The organism is Acinetobacter sp. MD2 (genome assembly GCF_035615575.1).
Lineage (GTDB): Bacteria > Pseudomonadota > Gammaproteobacteria > Pseudomonadales > Moraxellaceae > Acinetobacter.
On the sequence record NZ_VTDK01000004.1, the window covers coordinates 18,281 to 45,019 of the forward strand.

The window sequence follows — 26,739 nt, forward strand, 5'->3', positions numbered from 1 at the left end:
GATGTATGGCAATTGAATGTATCTTGACTAGAATCGGTTAAAACATCGGCAAAGTGAAAAGCCTTGCGGGGAAGGTGGTTTTTTTCCATATATTGAGGAGGGACGGGTATGCAGATCGGAATCCCAGCAGAAACGATAATAGGTGAAACACGCGTTGCTGCAACACCTGAGACAGTCAAAAAATGGGTGAGCGCGGGTCATCAGGTTATGATTGAACGTGGCGCAGGTCTAAGAGCAGCTTACATCGACAGTGCTTATGAACAAGTGGGTGCCACTATTACGGATGATGCCTACCAAGGTAGTCAATTGATTTTGAAAGTTCGTGCACCAGAAGGTGACGAAATTCAAAAGCTTTCAGCCAATACCACCGTTGTGGCGATGTTTGATCCTTATCGTAATCCTGATCTAGATACATTTGCGAATCAAAACGTGTCTGCATTTGCGTTAGAACTGTTACCACGGACTTTGTCGCGTGCACAGAATATGGATGTACTTTCATCTCAAGCCAACTTGGCTGGATACAAATCCGTATTACTCGCTGCAAATGAATACCAGCGTATGTTCCCGATGCTCATGACGGCTGCGGGGACTGTAAAACCTGCGCGTGTTGTGATTATGGGTGTTGGTGTTGCGGGTCTTCAAGCGATTGCAACAGCAAAACGTTTAGGTGCAGTGGTTGAGGCAACGGATCTTCGTCCAACAGCCAAAGAGCAAGTCGAGTCACTTGGGGGTAAGTGGTTAGATGTTCCAATGTCGCCTGAAGAACAAGCTCGTGCTGATGAAGCCGCCAAAAACGGCTATGGCTGGACACCGGGCGAACAATACATCAAAGACCAAGCTGCGATTGTTGATAAAGCAGTTTCAAATGCCGATATCGTAATTACCACTGCATTATTGCCAGGTCGTAATGCACCACGTCTCATTAATGCGACAACGGTTGCCAAAATGAAACCGGGTTCGGTCATTTTAGACATGGCGGTCGAAACAGGCGGTAACGTTGAAGGCTCAAAAGTGGGCGAAACCGTTTTTACTGAAAATGGCGTGAAGATTTTGGGTGTGCCAAATATTCCATCGACATTATCGACAGAAGCGTCAGCACTTTATGCACGCAATGTTTTCAATTTTGTTGAAACATTATTTGATGCAGATAAGAATTTCCAAATTAATCCAATTGATGAAATTCAAAAAGCCCTATTGGTCACTCATGGCGGTCAAGTACTGCTGAAACGTGGTTAAGGAGAATACTCATGGTTGAAACGATTACAATTTTCGTCCTTGCCATCTTCGTAGGTTATTACGTGGTATGGGGAGTAACACCTGCGTTGCATACGCCATTGATGGCGGTGACCAATGCGTTGTCTTCAATCATTATTGTGGGTGCGATGATCCAAACGATCGGTCTTCCCATGATTGGTGTTGAGGGTAGTGTGGACTTTCAAACCATTAATGTCGTGAGTGTATTAGGTGCAGTTGCGGTGTTCTTGGCGAGTATTAACATTTTTGGTGGTTTTGCGGTCACTGCGCGCATGCTAGAAATGTTTAAGCCGAAGCAAAAAAAATAAGAGGACGAAAACATGGAATTTATTCGAGCGAATGCAGAGTGGTTCTACCTTGTAGGTGCTGTCCTGTTTATTATGACGCTTCGTGGCTTGTCTGGCCCTAAAACTGCGATTTCGGGTAACCGTTATGGCATGATCGGTATGGCGATTGCGGTATTGACCACCTTCTTTGTTGCTGATCATCCTGTGGTGTGGATGATTGTTGGGGCGATGGCATTAGGGGCAATTGTGGGGATCGTGCGTGCCCGTACTGTTCCAATGACGCAAATGCCTGAAACTGTTGCACTCATGCACTCTTTGGTAGGTTTGGCTGCTGTTTTGATTGCCATTGCTGCAATTTTGCATAATAACCAACTCAATGTTCTTTTTGAGCAAAACGAAGCGGCGTTGACTACTGCTGGCGTTCAGCATGCACATATGAGCTCAGTTCATTTATTTGAACTGTTTGTTGGATGCTTTGTGGGTGCGATTACCTTTACTGCATCTGTCTTTGCTTATGGTAAATTGGCTGCGAAGAAATGGGCAAAAACCATTTCAGGGGCTTGGGTGAAACCAGTTCAGGCCATCATATTTATTGCAATGCTGTCTTGTGGTTTTTACTTCTTCTCGACAGGTAATATGACTGCATTTTGTGCAATGGCGATTCTGGCACTTGCTTTCGGATGGGTGTGGATTGCGCCAGTGGGTGGTGGTGATATGCCAGTGGTGGTGTCACTCTTAAACTCATTTTCGGGTTGGGCGGCAGCTGGAATTGGTTTTACTTTAGAAAACAATATGTTGATTGTTGCTGGCTCTTTGGTAGGTTCATCGGGCGCAATTCTATCTTACATTATGTGTAAGGCGATGAACCGTAACATCATCAATGTTTTGTTTGGTGGTGCCATGGGCGGTGCTGCGGTTGCAGGTGCAGCCAAAGGCGAACAAGTGCAACGTAACCATCGTTCAGGTTCAGCAGATGACGCAGGCTTCTTGATGTCAAATGCAGACAGCGTGGTGATTGTACCCGGTTATGGTATGGCGCAAGGTCGTGCACAAAATGCGGTTAAAGAATTAGCGAATCTATTAAAAGAACAGGGTGTTACTGTACGTTTTGCGATTCACCCAGTTGCTGGTCGTATGCCAGGTCATATGAACGTTTTGCTTGCTGAAGCTGATGTGCCTTATGAAGATATTTTGGAAATGGATGAGATTAACTCAGACTTTCCTGCGACCGATGTGGTGCTGGTGATTGGAGCCAATGACGTAGTCAATCCGGCTGCCAAAGATGATCCAAGCTCTCCAATTTACGGGATGCCAATTTTGGAAGCACATAAAGCACGGACGATTATGGTGATCAAACGCTCAATGGCGACAGGTTATGCAGGTTTGGATAATGATCTGTTCTATAACGAAAAAACCATGATGATTTTTGGTGATGCCAAAAAAGTGGTGGAAGATATGACCAAAGCCATTAATGGCAATGGTCATTAATCTACTTCAATTTAAAGAAACCACCTTCGGGTGGTTTTTTGTTGCGCTAGAGCTGAATGAGCAGCAATTGTTTAAAGCAAAAGTACAGCACGTTTTAATGTTTGCTAAAAACCAATATTATGCGCCAATTTGGATCCCACAATTAAAACAAGAAAATTGGATTTTATTAAAGGCGATTGGAAATTCTTTTAATTTATATGATGAATATAATAATATAGCTAAGCTGTTGAAAATAATTTAAATGATTTGAGCTTGCGAGAGTTTTATTTTAAATAAAAATCAACTTAAAACAGTATGTTTGATGAATAAGGGGTGTCAATTGCGTCAGTATGGGAAAATTAAAACGTATAATCAAGAACGTGGGTTCGGCTTTATTGCCTTGGATGATGGAAAAGATTTGTTCTATCACATCAAAGATTTTCCATCAGCGCAGTTACCACAAATTGGTGAAAAATTAAGTTTTCAAATTAAGCAAGAACAGAATAAAACGCGAGCAATACACATTATTCGTTTAGATCATTCAAGTGATAAAAGCATATTGCAGCATGAAGTGATTTCTGCACCCACATGGAAAAAAGGGATAAAGGAAAGAAAGTCACAAGCTTCTTTTCCTTTATTTTCATGGATGTTTGTTGTCATTATGATTCTTGGGTCAGCTTATTTTATTGGTGGACAAGTACAGCAATATTTACATCGTAAAAATTTAGCTGAGCAACCCGTAACAACACAGAATTTAAAAGTGGCAAATACAGTTGCTATCACACCTACAACCTCAGATTTTAAATGTGATGGACGAATACATTGTTCGCAAATGAACTCAAAAGCTGAAGCCGATTGGTTTGTACGGAATTGTCCAGGAACAAAAATGGATGGAGATGGTGACGGAGATGCTTGTGAAAATGACAGTCGCTGGTAAGCTGTGCATTTAGTTTTCTAATTTTAGTCATAATTTTGATGAGGGGCTGGTAGCTCCTTTATTGATGTAATTAAATTGGCTTTATCCATTCTGTTTTTTAATTGGTTTTACCTATAATAATTAGTAGTTTTACATAGTTAGTTATTTAATTAAGTGTATGATTTTATAAAAATATTTCAAAACTTCTTATTGAGAAAGATTATTAATTGGCTTAATATTTAGATCATTTAACAAATTTTTAACAAATCATGAAAAAGCCCCATTTTTATGTCAAAACAAGCCTAGCGATCGCATTATTTGCACTTATGCACCCCGTTTTTGCAGATGATACGACTTTGCCGACAATTAATGTTTCTGTACAAAAAAATATCGAGAAAAATACTGAAATTGCAACAACAACCCAAAGTTTAAAGTCAGAACAATCGTTATTCAAAACGGCAAAATCGATTTCTGTTGTAACACAAAAGCAAATTGAACAAAAGCAAGCCATGAGTCTAAATGATGCGATTCAAGGCGTCGCAGGTGTCATTGCTGCACCTTTAGGTCGCCGTGGTTCGGATGATTTTATGATTCGTGGACAAGATTCATCGAATGCAATTTATGTCGATGGACTACGTCAGACACAAGCATCAGATGCATCGAATGACATTACTGGATTAGCGCGGATTGAGGTCGTCAAAGGGCCTGATTCAATGCATTTTGGTCAAACTGCACCAGGTGGTATTGTTAACTTGGTGACCAAACGTCCAGTGAATGACAATTTCAATGACGTTAGTGTACGTTATGGTTCTCATGATTTACGTCAGGTAGGAGTAGATTTTAATCATACTATTAGTGACTCAAATAAAGCTGCATGGCGTTTAAATGCGACGTATTCCGATCAGAATGATGCAACTGATTCTATTTATTTTAAAAACTTCTATATCTCGCCCTCGTATAATTTTGACTTAGGTGAAAAAACCGATTTATCTATTATTACAAGTTATAGCCATAAAGAATACATGCGTCAGCAAGGTCTACCTTTGTATGGCAGCATACTGAATAATGTCAATGGTTCTCTCAATCGTCATTTATTTATTGGGGACAATACCGCTAAGCCATATCAATCAGACATCTATCATTTTGGTTATAATTTTAAGCATACTTTTGATAGTGATTGGGTTTTTCAACAAAATTTCGGTGCGCAAAAATCTCGTTTAAATGGTCAAGCGGTGTTTATTAATAGCACATCTGCGAACAGTGCCACGATTACTCGTTCGGGGCGTGATCAGCATTATCAAGATCAGAATTTTAGTCTAGATAATAATTTTGCAAAAGTATTTAACCTTGCAGGCATGCAGCATCATCTGATGCTTGGTGTTGATGCAATGCACGATACACGTGATGTTTGGAACTATACTTGTTCCATTGGTAATTTGAATCTCTATACGCCTGTCTATGGTCAAACATTCTGTGCAACTAAAACTTTACGTAAAGCTGATAGTGTTGAAGCAACGTTAAAAACGCTAGGCGTATATGTTAAAGACCAAATTGATGTGACTGATCATTTGAACCTTAATTTAGGTGTGCGTCATGATTGGGCACAGGTTAAAGCAGTGAGTAATGCCGTAGATAGTAGCGATAACCAAAGTAATCATGCATTTACCGGTTCAGTTTCTGCATTGTATAACATCAATGAGATGATCGCACCTTACGTCAGTTATTCAACATCATTCATTCCAACAACCGATGTAAACTCAACAACGGGTACGATTGCTTTATTTGATCCAGAAAAAGCCAAACAGTTTGAAGTTGGTTTTAAGTTGCAGTCGCCTGATCAGCGGGTGCAAGGAAGTTTAGTTTGGTTTGATTTAACTCGCTTCAATGTTATTTCTGCCGACTCAAATGGCGACAAATATCAAACAGGTGAGGAGAACACGCAAGGCTTTGAGACCGAACTGACAGCTAAAGTCACACCAAATTGGCTTGTTTCGAGTAATTACACCTATACGCCAACAGCGAAAGTAACATCGGATGAAACAGCTTCACGTATTGGAAAACGCTTAAGAAATGTCTCAAAGCAGGCTTTTAATCTCACAACGCGATATAACTTTAGCCAAGGTGCACTTGATGGATGGTTTATCGGCGGGGGGGTTCGTAGCGAATCAGCAAAAACAGCTTATTTTAATAACACCACCATGGCGCAGAATTATCGTATTGCTGGGTATGGTTTGTTTGATGCACAAATTGGTTATCAAGCTAAAACATGGCAAGCCAGTATTAACGCCAAAAATCTTTTAAATAAAGACTACTATGCGGGTGGCAATACCTTGTTTGTTGCTTTAGGTGATGAGCGACAAGTGAATTTTAATTTAAGTTATCAGTTCTAAATGCAGTTAACATGAAAACAAGTTGCTTTCATGTAACAAAAAAGCGATTCAATAGAATCGCTTTTTTATTTGTTATGCAACTGATGCTGCACGCCATAAGCTTTCTAAGTCATAAAACTTACGGGCAGTTGGGAGCATTACGTGTACCACAACATAGCCGAGATCAATCAGAATCCATTCGGCATCGCGTTCACCTTCAACACCAATTGGGCGAAAGCCTGCTTTACGTGCTTCATCAGCAACGTTATCTGCAAGGGCTTTAACGTGACGAGTTGATGTACCGCATGCAATCACAATGGCATCTGCAACATTGCTCACATTGCTTACATCAATTTCAAGAATATCTTTTGCTTTTACATCTGTAAGGGCTTCGTGAACAGCAACTAAGCAAGCTTTTACATTGTGCTTATCGGTTGTGTTCATAGCGATTTCGTGCGAATTAGAAGCGCTGGGCGATGGTTCTAAATTCATAAAAAGTTAATTTTCCAGACAATTACTCATCATCTAATATAGTCTTTTTAGGCGAAAAATTCAATTGCCTGCATAAGAATTATTCAATATGGTCGAAAAATTGTTGTTTCCACGCAAAGCTGTATTCTGAATGCCCACTCGGGCGATATTCGGCTGAGGTAAAACCCGTGTAGTTTGAATGTTTAAGCCATTCAAAAATTCGGTTGTAGTTTAAGTCACCTGTATTGGGTTCGTGTCGGTTTGGGAAATCGGCAAATTGAATGTGCCCAATTTGTGTCATATTTTCTTGTAAGCTTTCTAAAATATCTTCGCCCATCATCGCCATGTGGTAGCAGTCAAATTGTAATTTAAGTGCAGGGTGACGTACTGCTTCTAAAATATCTTGCGCCTGTGCAATATTTTGGATTAAAAAGCGTGGCATGTCTGTGCCATTAATCATCTCAATTAAAGGCTGAATGTGATAATCACTTAAGGCATGGGTTGCAAGCTTTAAGTTACTTGCAAAGGTTTTTAAACAGGGGAGTAAGTCGGCATCAAGGGGTTGTTTCCCAGCCAAGATATTGACATTTGGCACATGTAACATGCTGGCATAGCGTAGACAAAGCTGTAAGGCTTGATAAAATTCCCGCTCGCGACCGGGAATGCCCGCTAAACCAACACCACCTTGCATTAAATCGCCTACAGGTAAATTAATTAAGCATAAATTTAATCGATAACGCTCAAGTTGTTCACGAATTTGTTCAATACTGAGTTCGTAAGGGAACTGAATTTCAACATGGTCAAAACCATGTTTTCGAGCTAAGGCAAAGCGTTCAATTAATGGGACTTCAGTAAAAATCATGGACAGATTAACAGCCAGTTGAATCATTGTTATTCTCCTGTATGACTGAAAATTATGGTTTTATATGTTGAATGAATGTAGATAGGTCTTGTGTGGCATAGCCTGAATGTTGATGTTCAAGTAATTGTTGTAATGCACAGTTTGCAACAGGTAGCTTGAGCTGTTGTTGCTGTGCTAGTTTAATCGCATTATTTAAGTCTTTGCTTAAGGTCTGGACTTTCCACTGAATCGGTTCAAAACATTGCGTTGCCATGCGTGGTGCTAAAATTTGAAAGGGTTTTGAGTCAGCAAAACCATTTGCAAGTGCTGGTGCAAAGCGCTCTAAATTCACGTCGGCTTGAGTTGCAAGTGCGACTGCTTCGGCAATGAGGGTACTGGTTGCAGCAACAATAAGTTGATTACAAATTTTGGTGGCTTGTCCTGTACCTGTGCTGCCCATAACCGTAATACGTTGTGCCAGTGTTTTATAAATTGGCGCTAGTGCTGCAATTTTTTGTTCATCTCCTCCTGCAAATACCACTAAATTGCCTTGTTCTGCACCTGTTATGCCACCTGAAACAGGCGAGTCAATCCATGTGACTTGTTTTTGTTGTGCTGAATGTGCAAGGCGAAGTGTGGCCTCTACCGAAAGGCTTGAAAAATCAATGATGATTTGTCCTGCATTTAAAAAAGGTTCAATTTGTGCAAAAACCGCATTTACCGCAGCATCATCGGCAAGGCAGAGTAAAACAATGGGATAATTTGCAATTTCATTTAGGTTTAGAAGTGTTGCCCCTTGGCTTTTCAGCACATCACATGCGGTTGGCGTACGGTTCCAAACCGCAACCTCGAAACCTGCATGAAGTAAGCGTGCTGCCATACGGCTGCCCATTAGCCCCATCCCTAAAAATGCAATTTTTTCTACAGCACTCATAATTCACCTTAAAACTGACGCGGTTGAAAAAGTTGAGTTGGATTCTTATCTTTTATTCTTGCGATACGACTATTTTTACCAAGAATTAGTTTCAGTTGCCAGCATTTTTCTAAGTAAAGTGTTTTACGAGGAGATTGATACAGCATGGCATGTAAGAGGTGTTTTGCTGCGGATACTGCATCGGGTGAACGCTCGGCAATTTCTTCTGCAAGGGCTTGGGCGTGTTTTAATGGTTCTTCTGATAAATGGCTGACCAGTCCAATCGATTTGGCATAGTTGCCATCGAATACTCGGGCGGTATAGGTGAGTTCTTTAAGCAGGTCGATGCTAACGAGTCCACGTAAGCTTTGGCTAAGCCCCATATCGGGCACTAAGCCCCAACGGCTTTCCATAATAGAAAGTTGGGTGGTAGGATGGCAAATTCGAAAATCTGCTGCCATTGCCAATTGCATGCCTGCACCAAAGCAATAACCTTCGATGGCACAGATAACGGGTACAGGCAAGCTTTGCCAAACCAAACAGGCTTTTTGAAACAAACTTTGGCTGGGTTTAATCAGTTCCCATAGTGCAAATTTACGTTTTTGTGGTGAGTTTAAGTCGCTAAGATCAATGCCCGCACTAAATATCCCTGCATCGCCCGTTAAGATGACGGCACGTAATTGACGATCTTTTTTGAGTTGCTGTGCGGTGTCGTAGAGTTCTTGCAGTAAAGCAAAATTCATTGCATTGCGTTTTTCTGCACGGTTTAAGTAAATAGTCACGATATGATTGTTGTTTTCCACCCGCAATAAACTCATTTCTTATCCTTAAACTTTAAACGGTAACGATAGAAAGCTTAACAGGTTTTATGGATACAAAAATGGACAGCACAGTCAATTTACGTCACTGCACTGTTTTGAAATTATGGTATTAAACGTGATTGCGCTGCTTCTTTGGTGCGGCTAATTACAAGGGTCAGATCATCAAAACGGTTTAACACATTTTTGATAAAAGCATCGTCTGCACGGCGTTGTTCTTTGCGTAATAGTGATACAAACTGTTCAAATTCACCCGTAACTTGTTGTAGTTTTGGTGTGCCGACATAACGAGTTGCACCATAAAGCCGATGTAATACGTGTTCAAGTTGTGGGAAGTCTTCAAGTTCAATCAGTTGTTGCATTTCATGCAATTCGGTTTTAAAGCTTTCGACTAGCATTTTAAGTAAATCGAGTGCTAAATCTTCTTTGTTGGCTGCCAATTTTAGGCTGAGCTGCCAATCTAAAATTTCAGGGTCTATTTCTGCTGTGGGTGTTTTGTTGGTGTTAAGAGGTAGATTTTTCTGATTTTCAAATTGCTGTTTGCTCCATTGGGTTAAAATTTGGATGAGTTGTTCAATCTGAATTGGTTTAGAGACATAGTCATCCATACCTACCGCAAGGAGTTTTTGCTTTTCATCGGCCAGAGCATGTGCAGTGAGGGCAATAATTGGGAAGCGGATATTGTCAAAGGTTGACTCTAATGAACGAATGGCGCGCGTGGTATCAATTCCAGACATGACTGGCATTTGAATGTCCATGAAAATTAGGTCAAATGGTTTTTGTTTTTGCTCGAGTTGTTGCTGAACAAGGGTAATTGCATCTTGACCACTGAGTGCTTTGGTCATTTTAACGTTTAATTCACCCAATAGTGCTTCAAGTACAATTAAGTTGGGTAAATGGTCATCGACAGCTAAAACATGTAGTCCTTGACCATCAAACGATTGGAGTTGCTCATTTTCAAAGTCAATTTGATTACTTAACAGTTGCAATAATGCGTTGCGGCTTAGCGGTTGGTATAGCGATTTCGCGCGGAATTCACTGAGCATGTTCGGGTCAACCGACATTTGGTAACCATAAACGGCAAGGTTACCTTGATAGCGACTGCGAATTTCTTTTAATAGTGCACGTGTGTCACTGCCATGGTCGACAATGACCCATGTATGTTCGCTGCTTTCTAAGTTGTTTAAGCGACTGAATAAATCAAGTAAAGAAACAGCTTCGGTATGTTGTACTTGATAATTTTCTAAATAATGACGCAGGACATTGGCGGACGCTGGATGTGATAAGAATGATACGGCATGGACGTGTGAGTAATTAAACTGTAATGGCTCTTGTGTTTCATCAACCAAAAACTTGGCACTAAACCAAAAGGTTGAGCCTTTTTCAGTTGGGGCGCGTTCTTGGTTGTCTTCAAAGCCAATTTGCCCATGCATGAGTTGAACCAATTGTTTAGAAATCGCAAGCCCAAGCCCTGTGCCACCGAATTGCCGCGTGACCGAAGCATCACCTTGCGAGAATGACTCAAATAGTTTTTTACGGTCATTGCCATGTACGCCTATGCCGCTATCTTGCACGCTAAAATGAATGCTACATGCGCCAATGTCGTCATGTTCCATCCGTGCGCGCACAATAATTTCACCTTCGGGAGTGAATTTAATCGCATTGGAAATGAGGTTAGTTAAAATTTGTTTAAAGCGCAGCACATCGCCAATCACTTGCTGTGGCAGGTCATAGGCAAAATAAAAGGCGATATTGATATTTTTCTGTGCAGCCAAAGGTGACAGCATATCCATTGCGTCAAACATTGCACCTTCGAGTTCAAAGGGTGCGGTTTCGAGTTCTAGTTTTCCTGCATCAATTTTAGAAAAATCCAGTACATCGTTAATCAGTGCCAATAAATGTGCAGATGACTTTCGGATGGTTTGGATATATAAATTTTGTTCGGTATTTAAATTGTTTTGACGCAGCATTAAGTGGATGAAGCCGTCAATGCTATTTAGCGGCGTGCGTAATTCGTGACTAATATTAGCCAAAAAAACCGATTTGGATTGATTGGCAGAAATGGCTTGGTCACGTGCCTGCCGATAGGTAATATTTTGTACTTCTAAGGTGTCAAGCGTGCGGCGTAAATCATCTTCGGTTTGTTCAGTGTGGTCTCTTAATTCTAAAAAACTATGATGTAAACGCTTAAGTACATTGGCAATATCTTTTTGTAGTAAGCGCAATTCACCACTACTGTTAATTTCGACAGGTTGGTCTAAGTTATCTGCATTTAAGCGTTGTAGCTGCATGCGAATTTCGTATAACGGGGCAATCCAACGCCGTGTATAAAAATTTAAGCACATCATCAGTAACAATAAAGTGATAAAGACGGTTGCCATCAACACCATCAATACGCGGTAATGTGCAAGTTCTACAGGTTTATTGTCGAGTTCAATGACCAACCATGCAGGCGTCGTAGTTTCGGGTTTGAGTTTAATTGCATAAACGGTATTGTGATGAATGTGAATTGGGCCAACAAAGCGACTATGACTCTGAATTTGTGGCCATTCACGTTGTGCTTGATATCCAATACTGACAATTGTTTTCCCAATATTGCTCGCAATACTGGCACGTTGTAAGTCGGTCTCACTTTGCATGCGCGTTAAAATATGCTGAACTTTTGCGACAGATGTTGGATCTTTTTCTAAGGTATATGCCAATAGCTCAGCAGTTCTTTGGTAGCGATATAAAATAGCAGTTGCAGTGTTGCGTTGTTGGCTGCGTGCAGAAGATGAGGTTTCTTGGATAACAAGCGTACTTCCCACCGCAGCAATAATAGCAATCGGAATAAAAATAAGTGCAACGAGTTGCCCGTACGCATGGTTGAGTTGTAAACGCTGCAAGATGGATTTTTTAATTTTTGCCATGAGTACTGCAAATCATTTCCGAATCTAGCCGCATAGTAACATGTTTTTAGAACGAAAATGTGCCTTGCTTGAGCGCAGAAAAATCAGGAAAGGGATGCAGTTTATGTGATTTTTCCCTACAATAGGCACACCTAAACACAGGTATAGGCCATGAGCACGCAGAATCCAAATTTTTTCGCAGATACATTTTTGTTAGACCATTATGTGGGGAAAACCCCTTTAGTCCGTTTACAGCGCTTAGACTGTAGTGGCGCTACGGTACTTGCGAAACTTGAAGGTAATAATCCTGCTGGCTCGGTGAAAGACCGTCCTGCGTATAACATGATTTTACAAGCGGAAAAACGCGGTGAGATTAAACCTGGTGACACTTTAATTGAAGCGACCAGTGGTAATACAGGCATTGCACTAGCTATGGTTGCTGCCATGCGTGGCTATAAAATGAAGCTGATTATGCCTGACAATATGAGTCAGGAGCGTAAAGATGCCATGCTCGCTTATGGCGCTGAACTCATCGAAGTGACGCAAGCGCAAGGTATGGAAGGCGCACGTGATTTAGCTATTGCCATGCAAGCACGTGGCGAGGGTGTGGTGTTAAATCAGTTTGGTAACCCAGACAATTCAGAAGCACACTATTTAACGACTGGCCCTGAAATTTGGGCACAAACAGGTGGAAAAATTACCCATTTTGTCAGTTCAATGGGTACAACTGGCACCATTATGGGGGTGTCTAAATATTTAAAACAACAAAATCCTGACGTTAAAATTGTCGGATTGCAACCTTGTGAAGGCTCAAGTATTGCGGGCATTCGCCGTTGGCCTAAAGAATACTTGCCAACCATTTTTGATCCAACCCGAGTTGATCGTATTATTGACATTCCTCAAATTGAGGCAGAAAAAATGATGCGTAAATTGGCCAAAACCGAAGGCATTAGCGCAGGAACATCTTCGGGTGGTGCAGTATGGGCCGCACTTCAAATTGCAGCAGAACAACCTGACGCGGTGATTGTGTGTATCATTTGCGACCGTGGCGACCGTTATTTATCGACTGGTCTATTTTCAGTACAAGATGACCCATCACCCAATTGAGAACCGTTGTGCGCTTACCAATTTTAGTTTTTGATATCGAAACCATCACTGACCTTCATGCGGGCGCGCATTTATATCAGTTACAAGATTTGGCCGATGCGGACGTTGCATCTGCTTTAACTAAATTGCGCCGTCAAGAAGCCGATACCGATTTTCAACGTTTACCTTTACATGAAATTGTCTGTATTTCAGGTTTATGGGTCGATGAAAAAGGTTTTAAACTGTTTTCATTTAGCCAGTCGGATAATACTGAGGCAGAGCTGCTACAAAAATTTTTATCGATTTTTAATAAACGTACGCCTATTTTGGTCAGTTGGAATGGATTGCAATTTGATTTACCTGTGATTTTATTTCGCAGTATGTTGCATGGTTTGTCTGCCCCCAATTTATTTGACCAAGGCGAGATTGACCGCCAAAAGCGTTTTAGCAACTATCAAAATCGTTATCATCAACAACATGTTGATTTAATGGACGCGATGGCAATGTTTAATGGGCGTAATTTCCAAAAATTGGATGATATTGCTCAATTGCTCGGGTTTCCTGGTAAGCGTGAAGGGGCGGGTTATTTGATACCTGAACAAGTTGCACAGCAAAAATGGGCCGATTTAACCGCCTATTGTGAAGGCGATGTGTTAAATACATGGCTGATTTATTTGCGTTGGATGTTACTTAAAGGACAATTGTTGCTTGAAGATCATCAGCAGTTAACCGCCAACACGATTGCCTTTTTACGTGGTCAGCCACAACACCAACAATTTTTAACTAATTGGGAAAAAAATGCACAAGCCACGCCATTTAGCGCAGCCGCATTTCCTATACAACACTCATCTTGGATACAACATTGAAAGCGCAAATCAAGTCCCGTTCAGCCAAACCGCTAGAACAACATATTTTTCAAGTGAATGCACTTTCACATGAAGGGCGAGGAATTGCGCTGTATCAATCAGAACTTGAGCATGCTGAAAACTTACTGGGTAAAAAGGTGTTTATTCAGTTTGCATTGCCGGGTGAGCGGGTGCGTGCGCAAATTACGCATCAGTCGAAACGCTTAGACGAAGCCGACGCGGTAGAAGTGTTAGCCGATGTATCACCTGATCGGATTGAACCGATGTGTCAGCATTTTAAGCAATGTGGGGGGTGTAATGTACAACATATGCAACCTGATGCCCAAATTGCTTTTAAACAGCAAGTATTGGTGTCGCATTTAGCGCATTTTGCTGGTGTAAAGCCTGAAACGTGGCTTGAGCCAATTCGCTCTTTACGCCCTGATTATCGTCGCCGTGCCCGCATAGGGGTACGTTATTTGCCAAAATCAAAACAATTGGTCATGGGCTTTCGCGCACGCAATAGTAATCATTTAATTAATATTCAGCATTGTCCAATTTTGGATCACAAGTTAGATCAGCAATTGCCTGCATTACGACAATTACTCGAAAGTCTAACAGGCAAAGCTGACATTGGTCATATAGAATTAGCCATGGGTGATACCGAGATTGCCTTGGTGGTGCGGCATACGGCCGAGTTGAGTCGAGCAGATCGCGCTCAATTACTTGACTTTGTTCAAGCACAGCAATGGCAATTGTATTTGCAGTCGGGTACAGCATTGAGTTTAAAACGGGTTGATCAGGTAAATGAACCTGCACAGTTGCATTATAGTTTGCCTGAGTTTCAGCTTAATTTTGCTTTTTCACCGCTTGATTTTACTCAAGTCAATGCCGGGGTAAATGCACAAATGGTGGCTTTGGCATGCCAATTGCTAGATTTACAGGCTGGTGAACGCGTACTCGACTTATTTTGTGGTTTGGGTAATTTCTCTTTACCGCTTGCTCGTTTGGTGGGTACAACAGGTTATGTTGCCGCAGTTGAAGGTAGTCACGAGATGGTGGCGCGTGGAACTGAAAATGCAGTACATAATGGTTTGCAGCAGTTACAATTTTTTGCACAAGATTTAACCCAAGATTTTTCAAATGAGTCTTGGGCAAAACAAGGTTTTGATGCATTATTAATTGATCCACCACGTTCAGGCGCTGAAGCGGTTATGCATTACATTGCCAATTTTGCAGCAAAACGAATCGTATACGTTTCATGTAATCCTGCAACGCTTGCACGAGATACAGGTATACTACTTCAGCAAGGCTATGTATTGAAAAAAGCAGGCGTAATGGACATGTTTACCCATACGGGGCATGTGGAATCCATTGCCTTGTTTGAAAAAATTGAGCAAATCCAATACGATAATGAATGACACGATAATAGGAGATAGGTATGGTCACAGTCCGTGAACAGTTACCTGAACGACTAACTCAGTTGTCAGAAGAAACGACTGTCGAACATGTCTTACATGCACAGCAAGATTTAGAGGAATGGCTAGATCGTGTTCGGCAGCAGCTCGATGGTGCGAAGCTGGTGAAGCTTGAGCAAGTGGCATGGCTGACACTTGAAAAAGAATTAAAAACTGCCCATGACCATCGCATTAATACCTTTGTTACAGGTATTGGTTTGGCCAATATTTTGGCACATTTGCATGTCGATGAAGATACGTTGATTGCAGCATTGCTGTATCGAAGTGTACGTGAAGGTTTAACTTCTTTCGATGAAATTAAAGCGCTGTATGGTGAAAGTGTACTTGGTCTTGTGCAAGGCACTTTGGCAATGGGTAAGCTATCTGAGCTGATCGAGAAAAATAAACGTCTAGAAGATCATTTTAATAACAACCAACAAGAACATTTAACCGGCATTTACAAAATGCTCATTTCGGTCACCGAAGATGTTCGTGTGGTGCTGATCAAACTTGCCGAGCGAACGTATGAACTGCGTGATTTGGCAAAATCGTCTCGCGAACGTCAAGAGCGTGTAGCACGAGAAATTCTGACCATTTACTCACCATTGGCACACCGTTTAGGTATTGCGCAATTAAAGTGGGAACTCGAAGATTTAGCATTTCGTTATTTAGCACCTGAACGTTATAAAGAGATTGCGACATTACTCAATGAAAAACGTTTAGAGCGAGAGCAATATATTCAATCGGTGATAAACCGTTTGAAATCTGAATTAGCCGATATTCAGATTGATGCTGACATTACAGGTCGTGTAAAGCATATTTACTCTATTTATCGTAAGATGAAAAGTAAGAGCCTGAGTTTTGATCAGTTGTATGACATTCGTGCATTACGTGTGTTGGTTAAAGATGTGCCTGAGTGTTATCACGTTTTAGGCATTGTTCATCAAATTTGGCGGCATATTCCACATCAGTTTGATGACTATATTACCAACCCCAAAGCCAATGGTTATCGTTCTTTGCATACTGCGGTGATTGCGGAAAATCGCTCGCTAGAAGTGCAAATTCGTACCCATGATATGCATGAAGAAGCTGAACTTGGGGTGTGTTCACACTTTAATTATAAAGAAGGTGCAAAATCGACTGATTTTTCCTTTAATCATCGTTTGCATTCATTACGTGCCGTACTTGAACATTATCAAGAACGCAATGAAAGCAGTGCGCATCCAAAAGATGAAGATGATTTTGAAAAACTTCAGGATTTTGAAGGTTTTGAAAAAATCTATGTCTTTAGTCGAGATGGTGATATTAAAGAGTTGCCACATGGTTCGACCGTTTTAGATTTTGCTTATCATGTGCATACTCAGGTGGGAAATAAGTGTTACGCAGCGCGCGTCAATCAACGCTATGTACCATTGACCTATGCATTGAAAACCGGTGAGCAAGTTGAAATTTTAACCAAGAAAGACCGCGAACCAAACCGCGATTGGCTGATTAATTCTTTAGGATATATTAAGACTTCACGTGCGCGAGATAAATTGCGCCATTGGTTTAGACAGCAAGATCGTAGTAAGAATTTAGAAGTGGGGCGCGAGTTACTCACCAAAGAATTACAACGGTTGGCTATTCACCCTAAAAGTATTGATTTAATTGAATATTGCAGCCACTTTAATGTGAAGTCGGGCGATGATATTTTAATTGGCTTGGTTAGTGGTGATATCAGTCTGCATGCTTTGATGAATCAAGTGAATCGTCACATGAATATCGATCAGGATGAGCCAGAATTGGTGCTCAAACCTGCATTGAATCCACGGGCGAGCCATACATTATCGGCACATGGTATTTTGATTGATGGTTTGGACAATGTTGAATTGCACGTAGCACAGTGCTGTCAGCCTGTGCATGGTGAACCTATTGGTGGTTACATTACCCTGAATCGGGGGGTGAGTATTCACAAAGTGGCTTGTTCTGACTATGTACGTATGATTAGCAATGAACCTGAACGTGCGGTTGATGCCGATTGGGAGTTGCAGCCAACCAGTGGTCAACGTGTACAAATTGTTGTGGAGGCGTATGATCGCCGTGGTTTACTGCGTGATCTCACCCAAGTGATTTTTGCTGACCAAATTAATATCCGTCAGGTGAATACCATTTCAGAAGCAGATGGTATTGCCAATATGAAATTGCTCATTGAAGTCAAAGGCTTGGCACAACTATCACGATTGTTGGCACGGCTAGAGCAGCAACCAGGCATTATTAGTGCAAGGCGCTTGGTGCAAGGTAATTAGGATTAACACCCGATTGGTGCAAGCGAATCGGGTGATTTTTTTGGTATAGAAAACTGGAATAAATGAAATGGCGATTGAGAAGTTATTGGTGCTGATGCAAACCTTACGTGAAAAATGCCCGTGGGATCAAAAGCAAACGCCACAAAGTTTAACCCGTTATGCCATAGAGGAAGCTTATGAAGTTGAAGATGCGGTTACGCAGGGCAATGTAGATGAGATTCGCAATGAACTGGGCGATTTATTGTTACAGATCGTATTCCAGTCACAAATGTACCAAGAACAAGGTGCTTTTAATTTTAATGATGTGGTCGAAACTTTAATTGAAAAGTTGAACCGCCGTCATCCACATGTATTTCAAGCTGAACAATTTGAAAAGTTAAGTGGTGATGATGTTGCAGCATTGTGGAAAAACATTAAACAACAGGAAAAACAAGGCAAAGCACAGTCGCTATTAGATGAGGTTAAGCATGGGCCTGCCATTGTGCAAGCCGAGCAAATTCAAAAGGTGGCAGCAAAAATTGGCTTTGATTTTGCAACGACCCAAGATGCAATGGCAAAGTTTGATGAAGAATGGGACGAATTACAGCAGGCGATGGCCAGCCAAAATACAGCACATATTGAAGCCGAATTTGGCGATTGTCTCTTTTCTTTAATCAATGTTGGACGTAAATTAGGATTGTCAGGTGAAATGGCACTTTTACAAACCAATCGGAAATTTAGACGGCGTTTTGCTTATATTGAAACCACGGCACAGCAACAAGCGAAACATCTTGAACAGTTAAGCTTAGAAGAAATGGATTTACTTTGGAATGCAGCCAAAAAATTAGAACAATGACCTGAAGAATAAGAGGTGTGAATGAGAAAGATAATATGGGCAATTTTATGTAGTGGTATTTTTAGCACAGCTATGGCTGCGCACAATCAAAATTTTGATCAACAATATCAAACTTGGCGCAGCAAACAGCAGTCGGTACAAACACAGTCCTCATCTGCATCACCACAGCAGGCGAAAGGGGTATCGCTGAATCAAGCCAGTGCTATTGAACTACAGCAACAGCTCACAGGAATTGGCGAGAAAAAAGCCCAGGCGATTATTGAGTATCGACAGCAGCATGGTAAATTTAGACAGATTGATGAGCTAAAAAACATAAAAGGGATTGGTGATAAACTTTTTGAAAAAAATCGCGATAAATTGCGTTTATAATGATCTTGGTCTTACTTGATTAAGCATGTACGTTAAGATGGGGTTAAGATTCAAATTGCCCTTTTGAAAGCGATACACTATGATGAGCAACAATTTATACTATTCACTCCAGACGTAGGAGAACGCGTCTTTTGCATACCTTACGCGCGTCAAAATATGGTTTATCCATTAAACAATTACCCCCTTCTATTGTTGAAGTGATTGATGCTTTAACCAAAGCAGGTTATGACGCCTACATTGTTGGTGGAGGGGTTCGTGACTTAATGCTTGGATTGCATCCAAAAGATTTTGATGCAGTCACCAATGCTACACCTGCTCAAGTAAAAGAAGTATTTGGTCGCCGTTGTCGAATTATTGGGCGGCGCTTTGAGTTGGCACATGTTTATGTGGGCCGAGATTTAATTGAAGTTGCAACGTTCCGTGCACCACCGAAAAAGGCAGTTACAAGCGCACAAGGCATGATTTTGCGTGACAACAATTGGGGTACGATTGAGCAAGATTTTGCCCGTCGTGATTTCTCAATTAATGCTATGTATTATCAACCACGCAAAGATCAAATCTTAGATTTCTGTAATGCGATTCAGGACATTAAGAAAAAAACTTTACGTTTGTTGGGTGACCCTGCCTTACGCTTTGAAGAAGACCCCGTACGTATGCTGCGGACGTTACGTTTTGCAGCGAAGCTTAATTTCTCGATTGCGCCTGAAATTTTAAAAATCTTCACCCCTGAAATGACCCAGTTGTTGCGTGATGTATCGCCACATCGTTTATATGATGAGTCGCAAAAACTGTTTACCATGGGGCATTTGCAACGTGTCTTACCTTTATTGATTGACTTTGGAATTTGGAAACAATTGTTTGCCGAAGCTCGTCCACAGGTAAATGCGTTTATTGAGCTTGCGGCAAAAAATACCGACCAACGTATTCAAGTTGGTAAAACCATTAATCCTGCATTTTTCTATGCAGTGTTATTGTGGGAAAAGTTCTTAGAGCGTTGTAATGACTATTTAAGCAAAGGTTTAGTCCCTGCTGAAGCACGTGCGCAAGCCTCTTTAGATGTGTTAAAGCGTCAATCAACACGAACTGTAATTCCACGTTTTGCCGAAACATTTATTCGTGAAGTATGGGAGATGCAAACCCGTTTGCTTAATCCAAAACCACAGCAAATTCAAGCATTGGCAGGACATGCACGTTTCCGTGCAGGTTTTGACTTTTTATTATTACGTGAAAAGTCTGGTGATAAAACCACTGAAGGCATGGGAACTTGGTGGGATGTTTACCAAAACCTAAGTAATGATGAAAAAGAAAAGGCAATTGCACAATATAATCGTAGTCGTGCCAAAAAACGCCGTTCGGCAGCGACTTTGGTTGAGGAAACTGAAACCCCGACTGAAATGACACCTTTGGTTGTTGAAAGAGAAGGTCGTCGTTCACGGAGTCCATCGCGTCAGCGTAATGAAAAGCAGACAACCCGTGTTGATGCAGTGGTATCTACAACCTCAAATTTGGATGCAAGTCATCCTATTTTAAAGCGTAAACGTGTGCAACGCGATTTAACTCAAGTGGTTTTTGGGCCAACCCAATGAGTGTAAAAACCTATATTGGATTGGGCAGTAATTTAGGCGACTCGTTGCAAATTTTGCAGCAAGCGGTGGTGCAGTTACAAACCCTTGGAGCAGTGCGGGTATCGAAATTGTATTCAACACCACCCATGGGGCCACAAGACCAACCTGATTATTTAAATGCCGCGCTTGAGCTTGAAACAACGCTTGAGCCGTTGGCATTACTCGATTGTTTACAACAATTTGAACAAGATGCAGGACGTGTGCGCCTGCGCCGTTGGGGGGAGCGAACTTTAGACCTAGATTTGCTCCTTTACGGACAACAGCAAATTCAGCACCCACGCCTAACTGTGCCGCATATCGGTTTATTTGAGCGTGATTTTGTGCTTGTACCCTTATTAGATTTAGATCCTGAACTTACCGTTGCCATGCAGGCATTAAAACACTTGCCTGTGGTACACGGTTCCACGCTTTGTGCGATTCAATCGAATGATTGGGCAAATGCACCGCTTGCGCAGGTTCAGATAGATGTAGAGGAAGTGAAATGATTAGCCTAAATGATTTAAGACAATTTAAAATGCAAGGTCGCAAATTTTCTTGTTTGACTTGTTACGATGCGAGTATGGCAAAAGTAATGCAAGTTGCAGAAATTGATAGTATTTTAATTGGCGATTCATTGGGTATGACCATTCAAGGGAATGACTCAACGCTGCCTGTTACAGTTGCAGATATGGCGTATCATACACGTGCTGTGCGCCGTGCCAATCAGCATGCATTTATTATGACGGATTTGCCGTTTATGAGCTATGCCACATTACCCGATGCAATTGCGAATGCGCGTGAAGTGATGCAAGCTGGCGCGCAAATGGTTAAAATTGAAGGTGGTGCATGGTTGGCTGAAACTGTGGCAAACTTAACCCGTAATGGTGTACCTGTGTGCATGCATTTGGGATTAACCCCACAGTCGGTGCATGTTTTTGGTGGCTATAAATTGCAAGCAAAAACGCGTGAAGCAGCTGATCAATTATTGGAAGATTGTCAGGCACTGGCAGATGCTGGCGCTGCAATGTTTGTATTGGAATGTGTACCTGCACAACTGGGTAAAGAGGTGGCAGAAACATTCCCGCATATTCCTGTTATTGGGATTGGTGCAGGCAATGAAACCGATGGTCAAGTCTTGGTGGTACAAGATATGCTTGGTTTAACGATGGGTAAACTACCCAAGTTTGTCCGTAATTTTATGGCAGAGCAGGCAGGTGCTGAAGCAGCGCTAAACGCAATCCGTGCTTATCACGCCGCAGTACAAGATCAAAGTTTTCCATCAGCAGAATATACCTTTCAGGTTGAGCTTTAAGCATGAAAACAGAAACCACAATTCAGGGTTTAACCGCATCTTTAAGTCCTGCTCGCGGTGCGCGTAAAATGATTGGTTTTGTACCAACAATGGGGAATTTACACCAAGGGCATCTTAATTTAGTACGTGAAGCACGTAAATTGTGTGATGTGGTGGTGGTGAGTATTTTTGTGAACCCCATCCAATTTGGGCCGAATGAAGATTTTGAAAACTATCCAAGAACATTGGTGCAAGATAGCCAAATGTTAGCCGAAGTTGGCTGTGATATTTTATTTGCACCAACGGTTGAACAAATGTATGGCACTCAGCCACGTTTAACTAATATTAGCGTGTCAGGAATTACCAATGATTTGTGTGGCGCATCTCGTGAAGGTCATTTTGATGGTGTTGCCGTAGTCGTCACTAAATTATTCAATATGGTGCAGCCAAATTATGCTTTTTTTGGTGAAAAAGATTATCAACAGTTGGCGGTGATTCGTCAGTTGGTACAAGATTTGAATATTCCGCTAGAAGTCATTGGTGTGCCAATTGCACGTGCGGAAGATGGATTAGCATTAAGCTCACGCAATGGGTATTTAACCGAACAGCAGCGCGCGCTTGCACCGAATATTTACAGCAGTTTAAAACAAGCTGAGCAAGCCTTGCAGCAAGGGCAAGCTTTGGCAGAGGTATTGCAGCAAATTAAGCTAAATTTAACCCAAGTCGGGTTTGATGTGGACTATGTTGCAGCACGTAGCCTAAAATTAGTCCCTGTCGAGAGCTTTAATCAAGATACTCAACTTTTTGTGGCGGCTAAATTAGGAACGACACGCTTAATTGATAATGTGTTTGTCAAATATACGGGCTAAATTTGCTTTAAACTTTGCATGAGGGCAGTCTCGTTATGAAACGGATTCTAATTGTCACAGGTCAATCTGGCTCTGGAAAATCATCGGCATTACAAGTGCTTGAAGATTTAGGCTACTATTGTATTGATAATTTACCGTTGGCATTACTGCCTGAAATTGTCGGTAAGCTCGATCAAGAAAATAACCTTGAACAATTGGCACTTGGCGTAGATGTACGCAGTACTCGTGCTGACTTACAAGAGTTTGATCAAGTTTTTGAACAGTTACAAAAATATGGTTCGGTCGATATTATTTATCTGACCACTCAAGATCAAGAATTAATCACGCGTTTTAGTGCATCACGTCGTCCACATCCATTAGCAGGGCGCTGGCCAAGCTTGCATGAGTGCATTCAAGAAGAAAAGGGTTTATTGTTGCCGATCCAAATGCGAGCGACGGTTAATATTGATACGACAGATAAAAGTGTACATGACTTAAAACACACTTTATTATCTAAGCTTGGACAAAGTGACAATTTGATTGTGATTTTACAATCTTTTGGGTATAAACACGGCATTCCACTTGATGCCGATTATGTGTTTGATGTTCGACATTTACCCAACCCCCATTGGGACTTGCAGTTACGTAAACTTTCGGGTTTAGATGCGCCTGTACAAAAATTCTTAAGCGAATTTGAACAAACAGGTCAAATGTTTGAAGATATCCATCAATTTTTGGCAAAATGGCTGCCTGCATTTGCAGAAGGCCACCGACATTACATTACCGTGTCGATTGGTTGTACCGGTGGACAACACCGCTCGGTTTATATGGTGAATCGACTCAAACAAGCGCTTGAGGCGAATTGGTCGATTCAAGTTTTACACAGAGAAATGAAGCATTGGTCATGATTGACACAACAGTAGATGTAATTAACAAGCTTGGTTTACATGCACGTGCCTCTGGCAAGTTGATTGAAGTAACCACAAAATTTCGCTCATCCATTCACATTGGCAAGGGCGAAAAGTTAATTGATGCTAAAAATATCATGGCCTTGCTGATGCTAGGTGCAGGCAAAGGAACGACTTTGCGTCTAGTGATTGATGGTTCAGATGAAGAAAAAGCGCTAGAGGAAGTTCAGGCGCTTTTTGTCGCAAAATTTTATGAGGCAGATTAAACGTGGCACGACGTCCGCAACAACGCTATACCAACGATGACTTTGAAGCTTTAGAAGGTCGTGCAAGTAAAACCGAACAAAAAAAAGCAGTGCAACGTATGGCTGCTTTAGGTGAACAACTGGCAAACCTTCCAAGTAAGAAAATTCAGCAGCTTCCTGTCGATGAGCGCTTGATTGAAGCATTGTTAGATGCGCAAAGCATTACATCGTTTGAAGCCAAACGCCGCCAATTTTTGCGGGTTGGAAAATTACTACGTAATGAAGATGAAACGATAATTTTATCTTATTTAACGCCGCAGCAGGGCTTAAAAAAACAAGCGCAGCTTGAGCGTTGGGTTGATCGTTTAATTGAACAAGGCGATACAGCACTCAAAGACTTTATTAAAAGTCATAATGCAACTGATCGTCACACTTTGCGTCAGCATATTTTACGTTATCATCGTGATAAAGGCTTGCAGGCAACCCCTGAAGAATTGCTAGAAGCACGTCAACGTATTTTAAACTATGTGCAACAAGTGGCGTTATTGTCCGATCAAGGCAAAGCGAAATAAAAATGAGCGACCTATAAGGTCGCTATTTTTTAATTTTCATATTACGAACTGATTTTAAGCTGTAAATTCAACTCAATTGCTGATCATATTGGGCTTATATGACGACAAAGGTTCCTTAAATTGTCGAAGCCGTGTAAAATTGTAGAACATTTTTACCCCACCGTTTTTATTTTGAGGTTTTCCTCGATCTGAATCTCGCGGTGATATGCTCCGATGTATGGGGCATCACTCCTTAAGGATTTTTTATGCCAATTATCACATTGCCAAATGGCGATCAAAAACAGTTTGACCAAGCTGTTTCCGTTATGGATCTTGCACTAAGTATTGGGCCGGGTCTTGCAAAAAATACGGTTGCAGGTCGTGTCAATGGTCGTTTGGTGGATGCTTGTGACCTCATCACAGAAGATGCAACAGTTCAAATTATTACCCCAAAAGATGACGAAGGCGTTGAAATCATTCGCCACTCTTGCGCACACTTGGTTGGACATGCGGTAAAGCAGTTGTTCCCTGACGTGCAAATGGTGATTGGGCCTGTCATTGAAGAAGGCTTCTATTACGATATTTTCAGTCCAAAGCCATTTACTTTAGATGATATGGCTGCGATTGAAGCGCGTATGTTGCAGCTCATTAACCAAGATTATGATGTCATTAAAAAAATGACCCCACGTGAAGATGTAATTAAAGAATTTACAGCGCGTGGTGAAGGTTATAAATTACGTTTAATTGATGATATGCCTGAAGAAACGCAAATGGGCTTATATTATCATCAAGACTATTTGGATATGTGCCGTGGCCCGCACGTGCCAAATACTAAATTTTTAAAACATTTTAAATTGACTAAAATCTCAGGTGCTTATTGGCGCGGAGATGCGAAAAACGAACAATTACAACGTATTTACGGTACAGCTTGGGCAGACAAAAAACAGCTTGCAGCTTATGTAAAACGTATCGAAGAAGCTGAAAAGCGCGATCACCGTAAAATTGGTAAAGCTTTAGACTTGTTCCATATGCAAGAAGAAGCACCGGGCATGGTGTTCTGGCATCCAAATGGGTGGACCATTTACCAAGTACTTGAGCAATATATGCGTAAAGTACAGCAAGATAACGGCTACCTCGAAATTCGTACCCCGCAAATTGTCGACTTTACGCTTTGGGAAAAATCAGGTCATGCTGCGAACTATGCAGATGGCATGTTCACAACCCATTCTGAAAGCCGTAATTATGCAGTAAAACCAATGAACTGCCCATGTCACGTACAGGTGTTTAATCAAGGTTTAAAATCTTACCGTGATTTACCGATTCGTTTGGCCGAATTTGGTTCGTGTCATCGTAATGAACCATCGGGTTCTTTACACGGCATTATGCGTGTCCGTGGCTTTACTCAAGATGACGCGCATATTTTCTGTACCAAAGAACAAATTGGCAAAGAAGTCGCAGACTTTATCAAACTTACTTTAGATGTGTATAAAGACTTTGGCTTTGAAGAAGTACAAATGAAACTTTCAACACGTCCAGAAAAACGTGTGGGTGATGATGCACTTTGGGATGTTGCAGAGAAATCTTTGGCAGATGCTTTAGATGAAGCAGGCTTAGAATGGCAAGAACAGCCGGGTGAAGGCGCATTCTATGGTCCAAAAATTGAATTCTCACTCAAAGACTGCTTAGGTCGTATTTGGCAGTGCGGTACAATTCAATGTGACTTTAACTTGCCAGAGCGTTTAGACGCATCTTTTGTAACCGAAGATAACGAACGTGACCAACCAGTGATGTTGCACCGTGCAATTCTTGGCAGTTTTGAGCGTTTTATTGGTATACTTATTGAACATTATGCTGGTTTTATGCCACCTTGGTTAACACCAATTCAAGCTTGCGTCATGAATATTACTGACTCGCAAGCCGAAGCGTGTGAACAAGTGGTGGCAAAACTCAAAGAAAATGGCCTTCGTGCAATTTCAGACTTGAGAAATGAGAAAATCGGCTTTAAGATTCGTGAGCGTACACTTGAGCGTATTCCGTACCTTTTAGTATTAGGTGACCGTGAGGTTGAGGAAGGTACTGTTAATGTTCGTACTCGCTCAGGAACAAATTTAGGTACTATGTCAATTGATGCATTCATTGACTTGGTGAAATCTGCCGTAGCCGAACGTGGCCGGTACATTGTGGAGTAAGA

The 26,739-nt window shown here is 41.4% G+C and carries 25 protein-coding genes; 20 read left to right on the forward strand and 5 right to left on the reverse strand.

Annotation, left to right across the window (positions count from 1 at the left end; all coding sequences use genetic code 11):
- The first annotated feature begins 108 nt into the window (after window positions 1-108).
- From FXN70_RS06685 to FXN70_RS06710, 6 genes are all read left to right on the forward strand, one after another.
- Window positions 109-1,236, forward strand: coding sequence for a Re/Si-specific NAD(P)(+) transhydrogenase subunit alpha (locus FXN70_RS06685; RefSeq protein ID WP_324646699.1), 1,128 nt, complete (start codon window positions 109-111; stop codon window positions 1,234-1,236).
- Between the two features lie 11 nt (window positions 1,237-1,247).
- On the forward strand, window positions 1,248-1,562 hold the full coding sequence (locus FXN70_RS06690; protein ID WP_324646700.1) for a proton-translocating transhydrogenase family protein: 315 nt from the start codon (window positions 1,248-1,250) through the stop codon (window positions 1,560-1,562).
- Between the two features lie 12 nt (window positions 1,563-1,574).
- Window positions 1,575-3,029: an NAD(P)(+) transhydrogenase (Re/Si-specific) subunit beta gene (locus FXN70_RS06695; RefSeq protein ID WP_324646701.1), complete on the forward strand. Its 1,455-nt coding sequence runs from the start codon at window positions 1,575-1,577 to the stop codon at window positions 3,027-3,029.
- Window positions 3,013-3,270, forward strand: a complete 258-nt coding sequence (locus FXN70_RS06700; RefSeq protein ID WP_324646702.1) for a hypothetical protein — start codon at window positions 3,013-3,015, stop codon at window positions 3,268-3,270. The genes FXN70_RS06695 and FXN70_RS06700 overlap by 17 nt, the downstream gene beginning before the upstream one ends.
- 60 nt (window positions 3,271-3,330) lie before the next feature.
- The gene (locus FXN70_RS06705; protein WP_324646966.1) at window positions 3,331-3,945 is read left to right on the forward strand and encodes a cold shock domain-containing protein; all 615 of its coding nucleotides are present in this window, start codon (window positions 3,331-3,333) and stop codon (window positions 3,943-3,945) included.
- A gap of 248 nt (window positions 3,946-4,193) precedes the next feature.
- A complete protein-coding gene (locus tag FXN70_RS06710) occupies window positions 4,194-6,314 on the forward strand; it encodes a TonB-dependent siderophore receptor (protein WP_324646703.1) in 2,121 nt (706 codons plus the stop codon).
- Between the two features lie 72 nt (window positions 6,315-6,386).
- Here the strand turns inward: FXN70_RS06710 and rsfS are convergent, their stop codons facing one another.
- The 5 genes from rsfS to FXN70_RS06735 form a co-directional block, all read right to left on the reverse strand.
- Window positions 6,387-6,785: a ribosome silencing factor gene (gene rsfS, locus FXN70_RS06715; RefSeq protein ID WP_324646704.1), complete on the reverse strand. Its 399-nt coding sequence runs from the start codon at window positions 6,783-6,785 to the stop codon at window positions 6,387-6,389.
- Window positions 6,786-6,864: 79 nt separating this feature from the next.
- The gene (locus FXN70_RS06720) at window positions 6,865-7,653 is read right to left on the reverse strand and encodes a hydroxypyruvate isomerase family protein (protein ID WP_324646705.1); all 789 of its coding nucleotides are present in this window, start codon (window positions 7,651-7,653) and stop codon (window positions 6,865-6,867) included.
- Window positions 7,654-7,678: 25 nt separating this feature from the next.
- Window positions 7,679-8,539, reverse strand: coding sequence for an NAD(P)-dependent oxidoreductase (locus tag FXN70_RS06725; RefSeq protein ID WP_324646706.1), 861 nt, complete (start codon window positions 8,537-8,539; stop codon window positions 7,679-7,681).
- Window positions 8,540-8,547: 8 nt separating this feature from the next.
- A complete protein-coding gene (locus FXN70_RS06730) occupies window positions 8,548-9,336 on the reverse strand; it encodes a crotonase/enoyl-CoA hydratase family protein (protein ID WP_324646707.1) in 789 nt (262 codons plus the stop codon).
- Between the two features lie 104 nt (window positions 9,337-9,440).
- The gene (locus FXN70_RS06735; RefSeq protein ID WP_324646709.1) at window positions 9,441-12,245 is read right to left on the reverse strand and encodes an ATP-binding protein; all 2,805 of its coding nucleotides are present in this window, start codon (window positions 12,243-12,245) and stop codon (window positions 9,441-9,443) included.
- Window positions 12,246-12,395: 150 nt separating this feature from the next.
- Here FXN70_RS06735 and cysM point away from each other — a divergent pair, with 150 nt between their 5' ends.
- From cysM to thrS, 14 genes are all read left to right on the forward strand, one after another.
- On the forward strand, window positions 12,396-13,331 hold the full coding sequence (cysM, locus tag FXN70_RS06740; RefSeq protein WP_324646710.1) for a cysteine synthase CysM: 936 nt from the start codon (window positions 12,396-12,398) through the stop codon (window positions 13,329-13,331).
- 8 nt (window positions 13,332-13,339) lie between these two features.
- The gene (locus tag FXN70_RS06745; RefSeq protein ID WP_324646711.1) at window positions 13,340-14,176 is read left to right on the forward strand and encodes a 3'-5' exonuclease; all 837 of its coding nucleotides are present in this window, start codon (window positions 13,340-13,342) and stop codon (window positions 14,174-14,176) included.
- Window positions 14,173-15,576, forward strand: coding sequence for a 23S rRNA (uracil(1939)-C(5))-methyltransferase RlmD (rlmD, locus tag FXN70_RS06750; RefSeq protein ID WP_324646712.1), 1,404 nt, complete (start codon window positions 14,173-14,175; stop codon window positions 15,574-15,576). The genes FXN70_RS06745 and rlmD overlap by 4 nt, the downstream gene beginning before the upstream one ends.
- A 20-nt stretch (window positions 15,577-15,596) precedes the next feature.
- Window positions 15,597-17,897, forward strand: a complete 2,301-nt coding sequence (locus tag FXN70_RS06755; protein WP_324646713.1) for a bifunctional (p)ppGpp synthetase/guanosine-3',5'-bis(diphosphate) 3'-pyrophosphohydrolase — start codon at window positions 15,597-15,599, stop codon at window positions 17,895-17,897.
- A gap of 73 nt (window positions 17,898-17,970) precedes the next feature.
- Window positions 17,971-18,732, forward strand: coding sequence for a nucleoside triphosphate pyrophosphohydrolase (gene mazG / locus FXN70_RS06760; RefSeq protein WP_324646967.1), 762 nt, complete (start codon window positions 17,971-17,973; stop codon window positions 18,730-18,732).
- A 21-nt stretch (window positions 18,733-18,753) separates the two neighbouring features.
- Window positions 18,754-19,101, forward strand: a complete 348-nt coding sequence (locus FXN70_RS06765) for a ComEA family DNA-binding protein (protein ID WP_324646714.1) — start codon at window positions 18,754-18,756, stop codon at window positions 19,099-19,101.
- Between the two features lie 131 nt (window positions 19,102-19,232).
- Entirely contained in the window at window positions 19,233-20,687 is a 1,455-nt protein-coding gene (gene pcnB / locus FXN70_RS06770; RefSeq protein WP_324646715.1) for a polynucleotide adenylyltransferase PcnB, read from the forward strand.
- Window positions 20,684-21,211, forward strand: coding sequence for a 2-amino-4-hydroxy-6-hydroxymethyldihydropteridine diphosphokinase (gene folK / locus FXN70_RS06775; protein ID WP_324646716.1), 528 nt, complete (start codon window positions 20,684-20,686; stop codon window positions 21,209-21,211). The genes pcnB and folK overlap by 4 nt, the downstream gene beginning before the upstream one ends.
- The gene (gene panB / locus FXN70_RS06780) at window positions 21,208-22,017 is read left to right on the forward strand and encodes a 3-methyl-2-oxobutanoate hydroxymethyltransferase (RefSeq protein ID WP_324646717.1); all 810 of its coding nucleotides are present in this window, start codon (window positions 21,208-21,210) and stop codon (window positions 22,015-22,017) included. The genes folK and panB overlap by 4 nt, the downstream gene beginning before the upstream one ends.
- Before the next feature lie 2 nt (window positions 22,018-22,019).
- Window positions 22,020-22,865, forward strand: a complete 846-nt coding sequence (panC, locus tag FXN70_RS06785) for a pantoate--beta-alanine ligase (protein WP_324646718.1) — start codon at window positions 22,020-22,022, stop codon at window positions 22,863-22,865.
- 35 nt (window positions 22,866-22,900) lie between these two features.
- Window positions 22,901-23,752 carry an RNase adapter RapZ gene (gene rapZ, locus FXN70_RS06790; RefSeq protein ID WP_324646719.1) on the forward strand — a complete coding sequence of 284 codons (852 nt, stop codon included), beginning with the start codon at window positions 22,901-22,903 and terminating at the stop codon, window positions 23,750-23,752.
- Window positions 23,749-24,018, forward strand: a complete 270-nt coding sequence (locus FXN70_RS06795) for an HPr family phosphocarrier protein (protein WP_324646720.1) — start codon at window positions 23,749-23,751, stop codon at window positions 24,016-24,018. The genes rapZ and FXN70_RS06795 overlap by 4 nt, the downstream gene beginning before the upstream one ends.
- 2 nt (window positions 24,019-24,020) lie before the next feature.
- Window positions 24,021-24,569: a ribosome biogenesis factor YjgA gene (gene yjgA / locus FXN70_RS06800; protein WP_324646721.1), complete on the forward strand. Its 549-nt coding sequence runs from the start codon at window positions 24,021-24,023 to the stop codon at window positions 24,567-24,569.
- 245 nt (window positions 24,570-24,814) lie between these two features.
- Complete coding sequence (gene thrS, locus FXN70_RS06805) at window positions 24,815-26,737, forward strand: threonine--tRNA ligase (protein WP_324646722.1); 1,923 nt, start codon at window positions 24,815-24,817, stop codon at window positions 26,735-26,737.
- The last annotated feature ends 2 nt before the right edge of the window (window positions 26,738-26,739 follow it).

Bases quoted from the DNA above. Each gene is read 5' to 3' on its own strand.
- FXN70_RS06685 (WP_324646699.1), top strand. From the start codon at position 109: ATGCAGATCGGAATCCCAGCAGAAACGATAATAGGTGAAACACGCGTT.
- FXN70_RS06690 (WP_324646700.1), top strand. From the start codon at position 1,248: ATGGTTGAAACGATTACAATTTTCGTCCTTGCCATCTTCGTAGGTTAT.
- FXN70_RS06695 (WP_324646701.1), top strand. From the start codon at position 1,575: ATGGAATTTATTCGAGCGAATGCAGAGTGGTTCTACCTTGTAGGTGCT.
- FXN70_RS06700 (WP_324646702.1), top strand. From the start codon at position 3,013: ATGGCAATGGTCATTAATCTACTTCAATTTAAAGAAACCACCTTCGGG.
- FXN70_RS06705 (WP_324646966.1), top strand. From the start codon at position 3,331: ATGAATAAGGGGTGTCAATTGCGTCAGTATGGGAAAATTAAAACGTAT.
- FXN70_RS06710 (WP_324646703.1), top strand. From the start codon at position 4,194: ATGAAAAAGCCCCATTTTTATGTCAAAACAAGCCTAGCGATCGCATTA.
- rsfS (WP_324646704.1), bottom strand. From the start codon at position 6,785: ATGAATTTAGAACCATCGCCCAGCGCTTCTAATTCGCACGAAATCGCT.
- FXN70_RS06720 (WP_324646705.1), bottom strand. From the start codon at position 7,653: ATGATTCAACTGGCTGTTAATCTGTCCATGATTTTTACTGAAGTCCCA.
- FXN70_RS06725 (WP_324646706.1), bottom strand. From the start codon at position 8,539: ATGAGTGCTGTAGAAAAAATTGCATTTTTAGGGATGGGGCTAATGGGC.
- FXN70_RS06730 (WP_324646707.1), bottom strand. From the start codon at position 9,336: ATGAGTTTATTGCGGGTGGAAAACAACAATCATATCGTGACTATTTAC.
- FXN70_RS06735 (WP_324646709.1), bottom strand. From the start codon at position 12,245: ATGGCAAAAATTAAAAAATCCATCTTGCAGCGTTTACAACTCAACCAT.
- cysM (WP_324646710.1), top strand. From the start codon at position 12,396: ATGAGCACGCAGAATCCAAATTTTTTCGCAGATACATTTTTGTTAGAC.
- FXN70_RS06755 (WP_324646713.1), top strand. From the start codon at position 15,597: ATGGTCACAGTCCGTGAACAGTTACCTGAACGACTAACTCAGTTGTCA.
- FXN70_RS06765 (WP_324646714.1), top strand. From the start codon at position 18,754: ATGAGAAAGATAATATGGGCAATTTTATGTAGTGGTATTTTTAGCACA.
- folK (WP_324646716.1), top strand. From the start codon at position 20,684: ATGAGTGTAAAAACCTATATTGGATTGGGCAGTAATTTAGGCGACTCG.
- panB (WP_324646717.1), top strand. From the start codon at position 21,208: ATGATTAGCCTAAATGATTTAAGACAATTTAAAATGCAAGGTCGCAAA.
- panC (WP_324646718.1), top strand. From the start codon at position 22,020: ATGAAAACAGAAACCACAATTCAGGGTTTAACCGCATCTTTAAGTCCT.
- rapZ (WP_324646719.1), top strand. From the start codon at position 22,901: ATGAAACGGATTCTAATTGTCACAGGTCAATCTGGCTCTGGAAAATCA.
- FXN70_RS06795 (WP_324646720.1), top strand. From the start codon at position 23,749: ATGATTGACACAACAGTAGATGTAATTAACAAGCTTGGTTTACATGCA.
- thrS (WP_324646722.1), top strand. From the start codon at position 24,815: ATGCCAATTATCACATTGCCAAATGGCGATCAAAAACAGTTTGACCAA.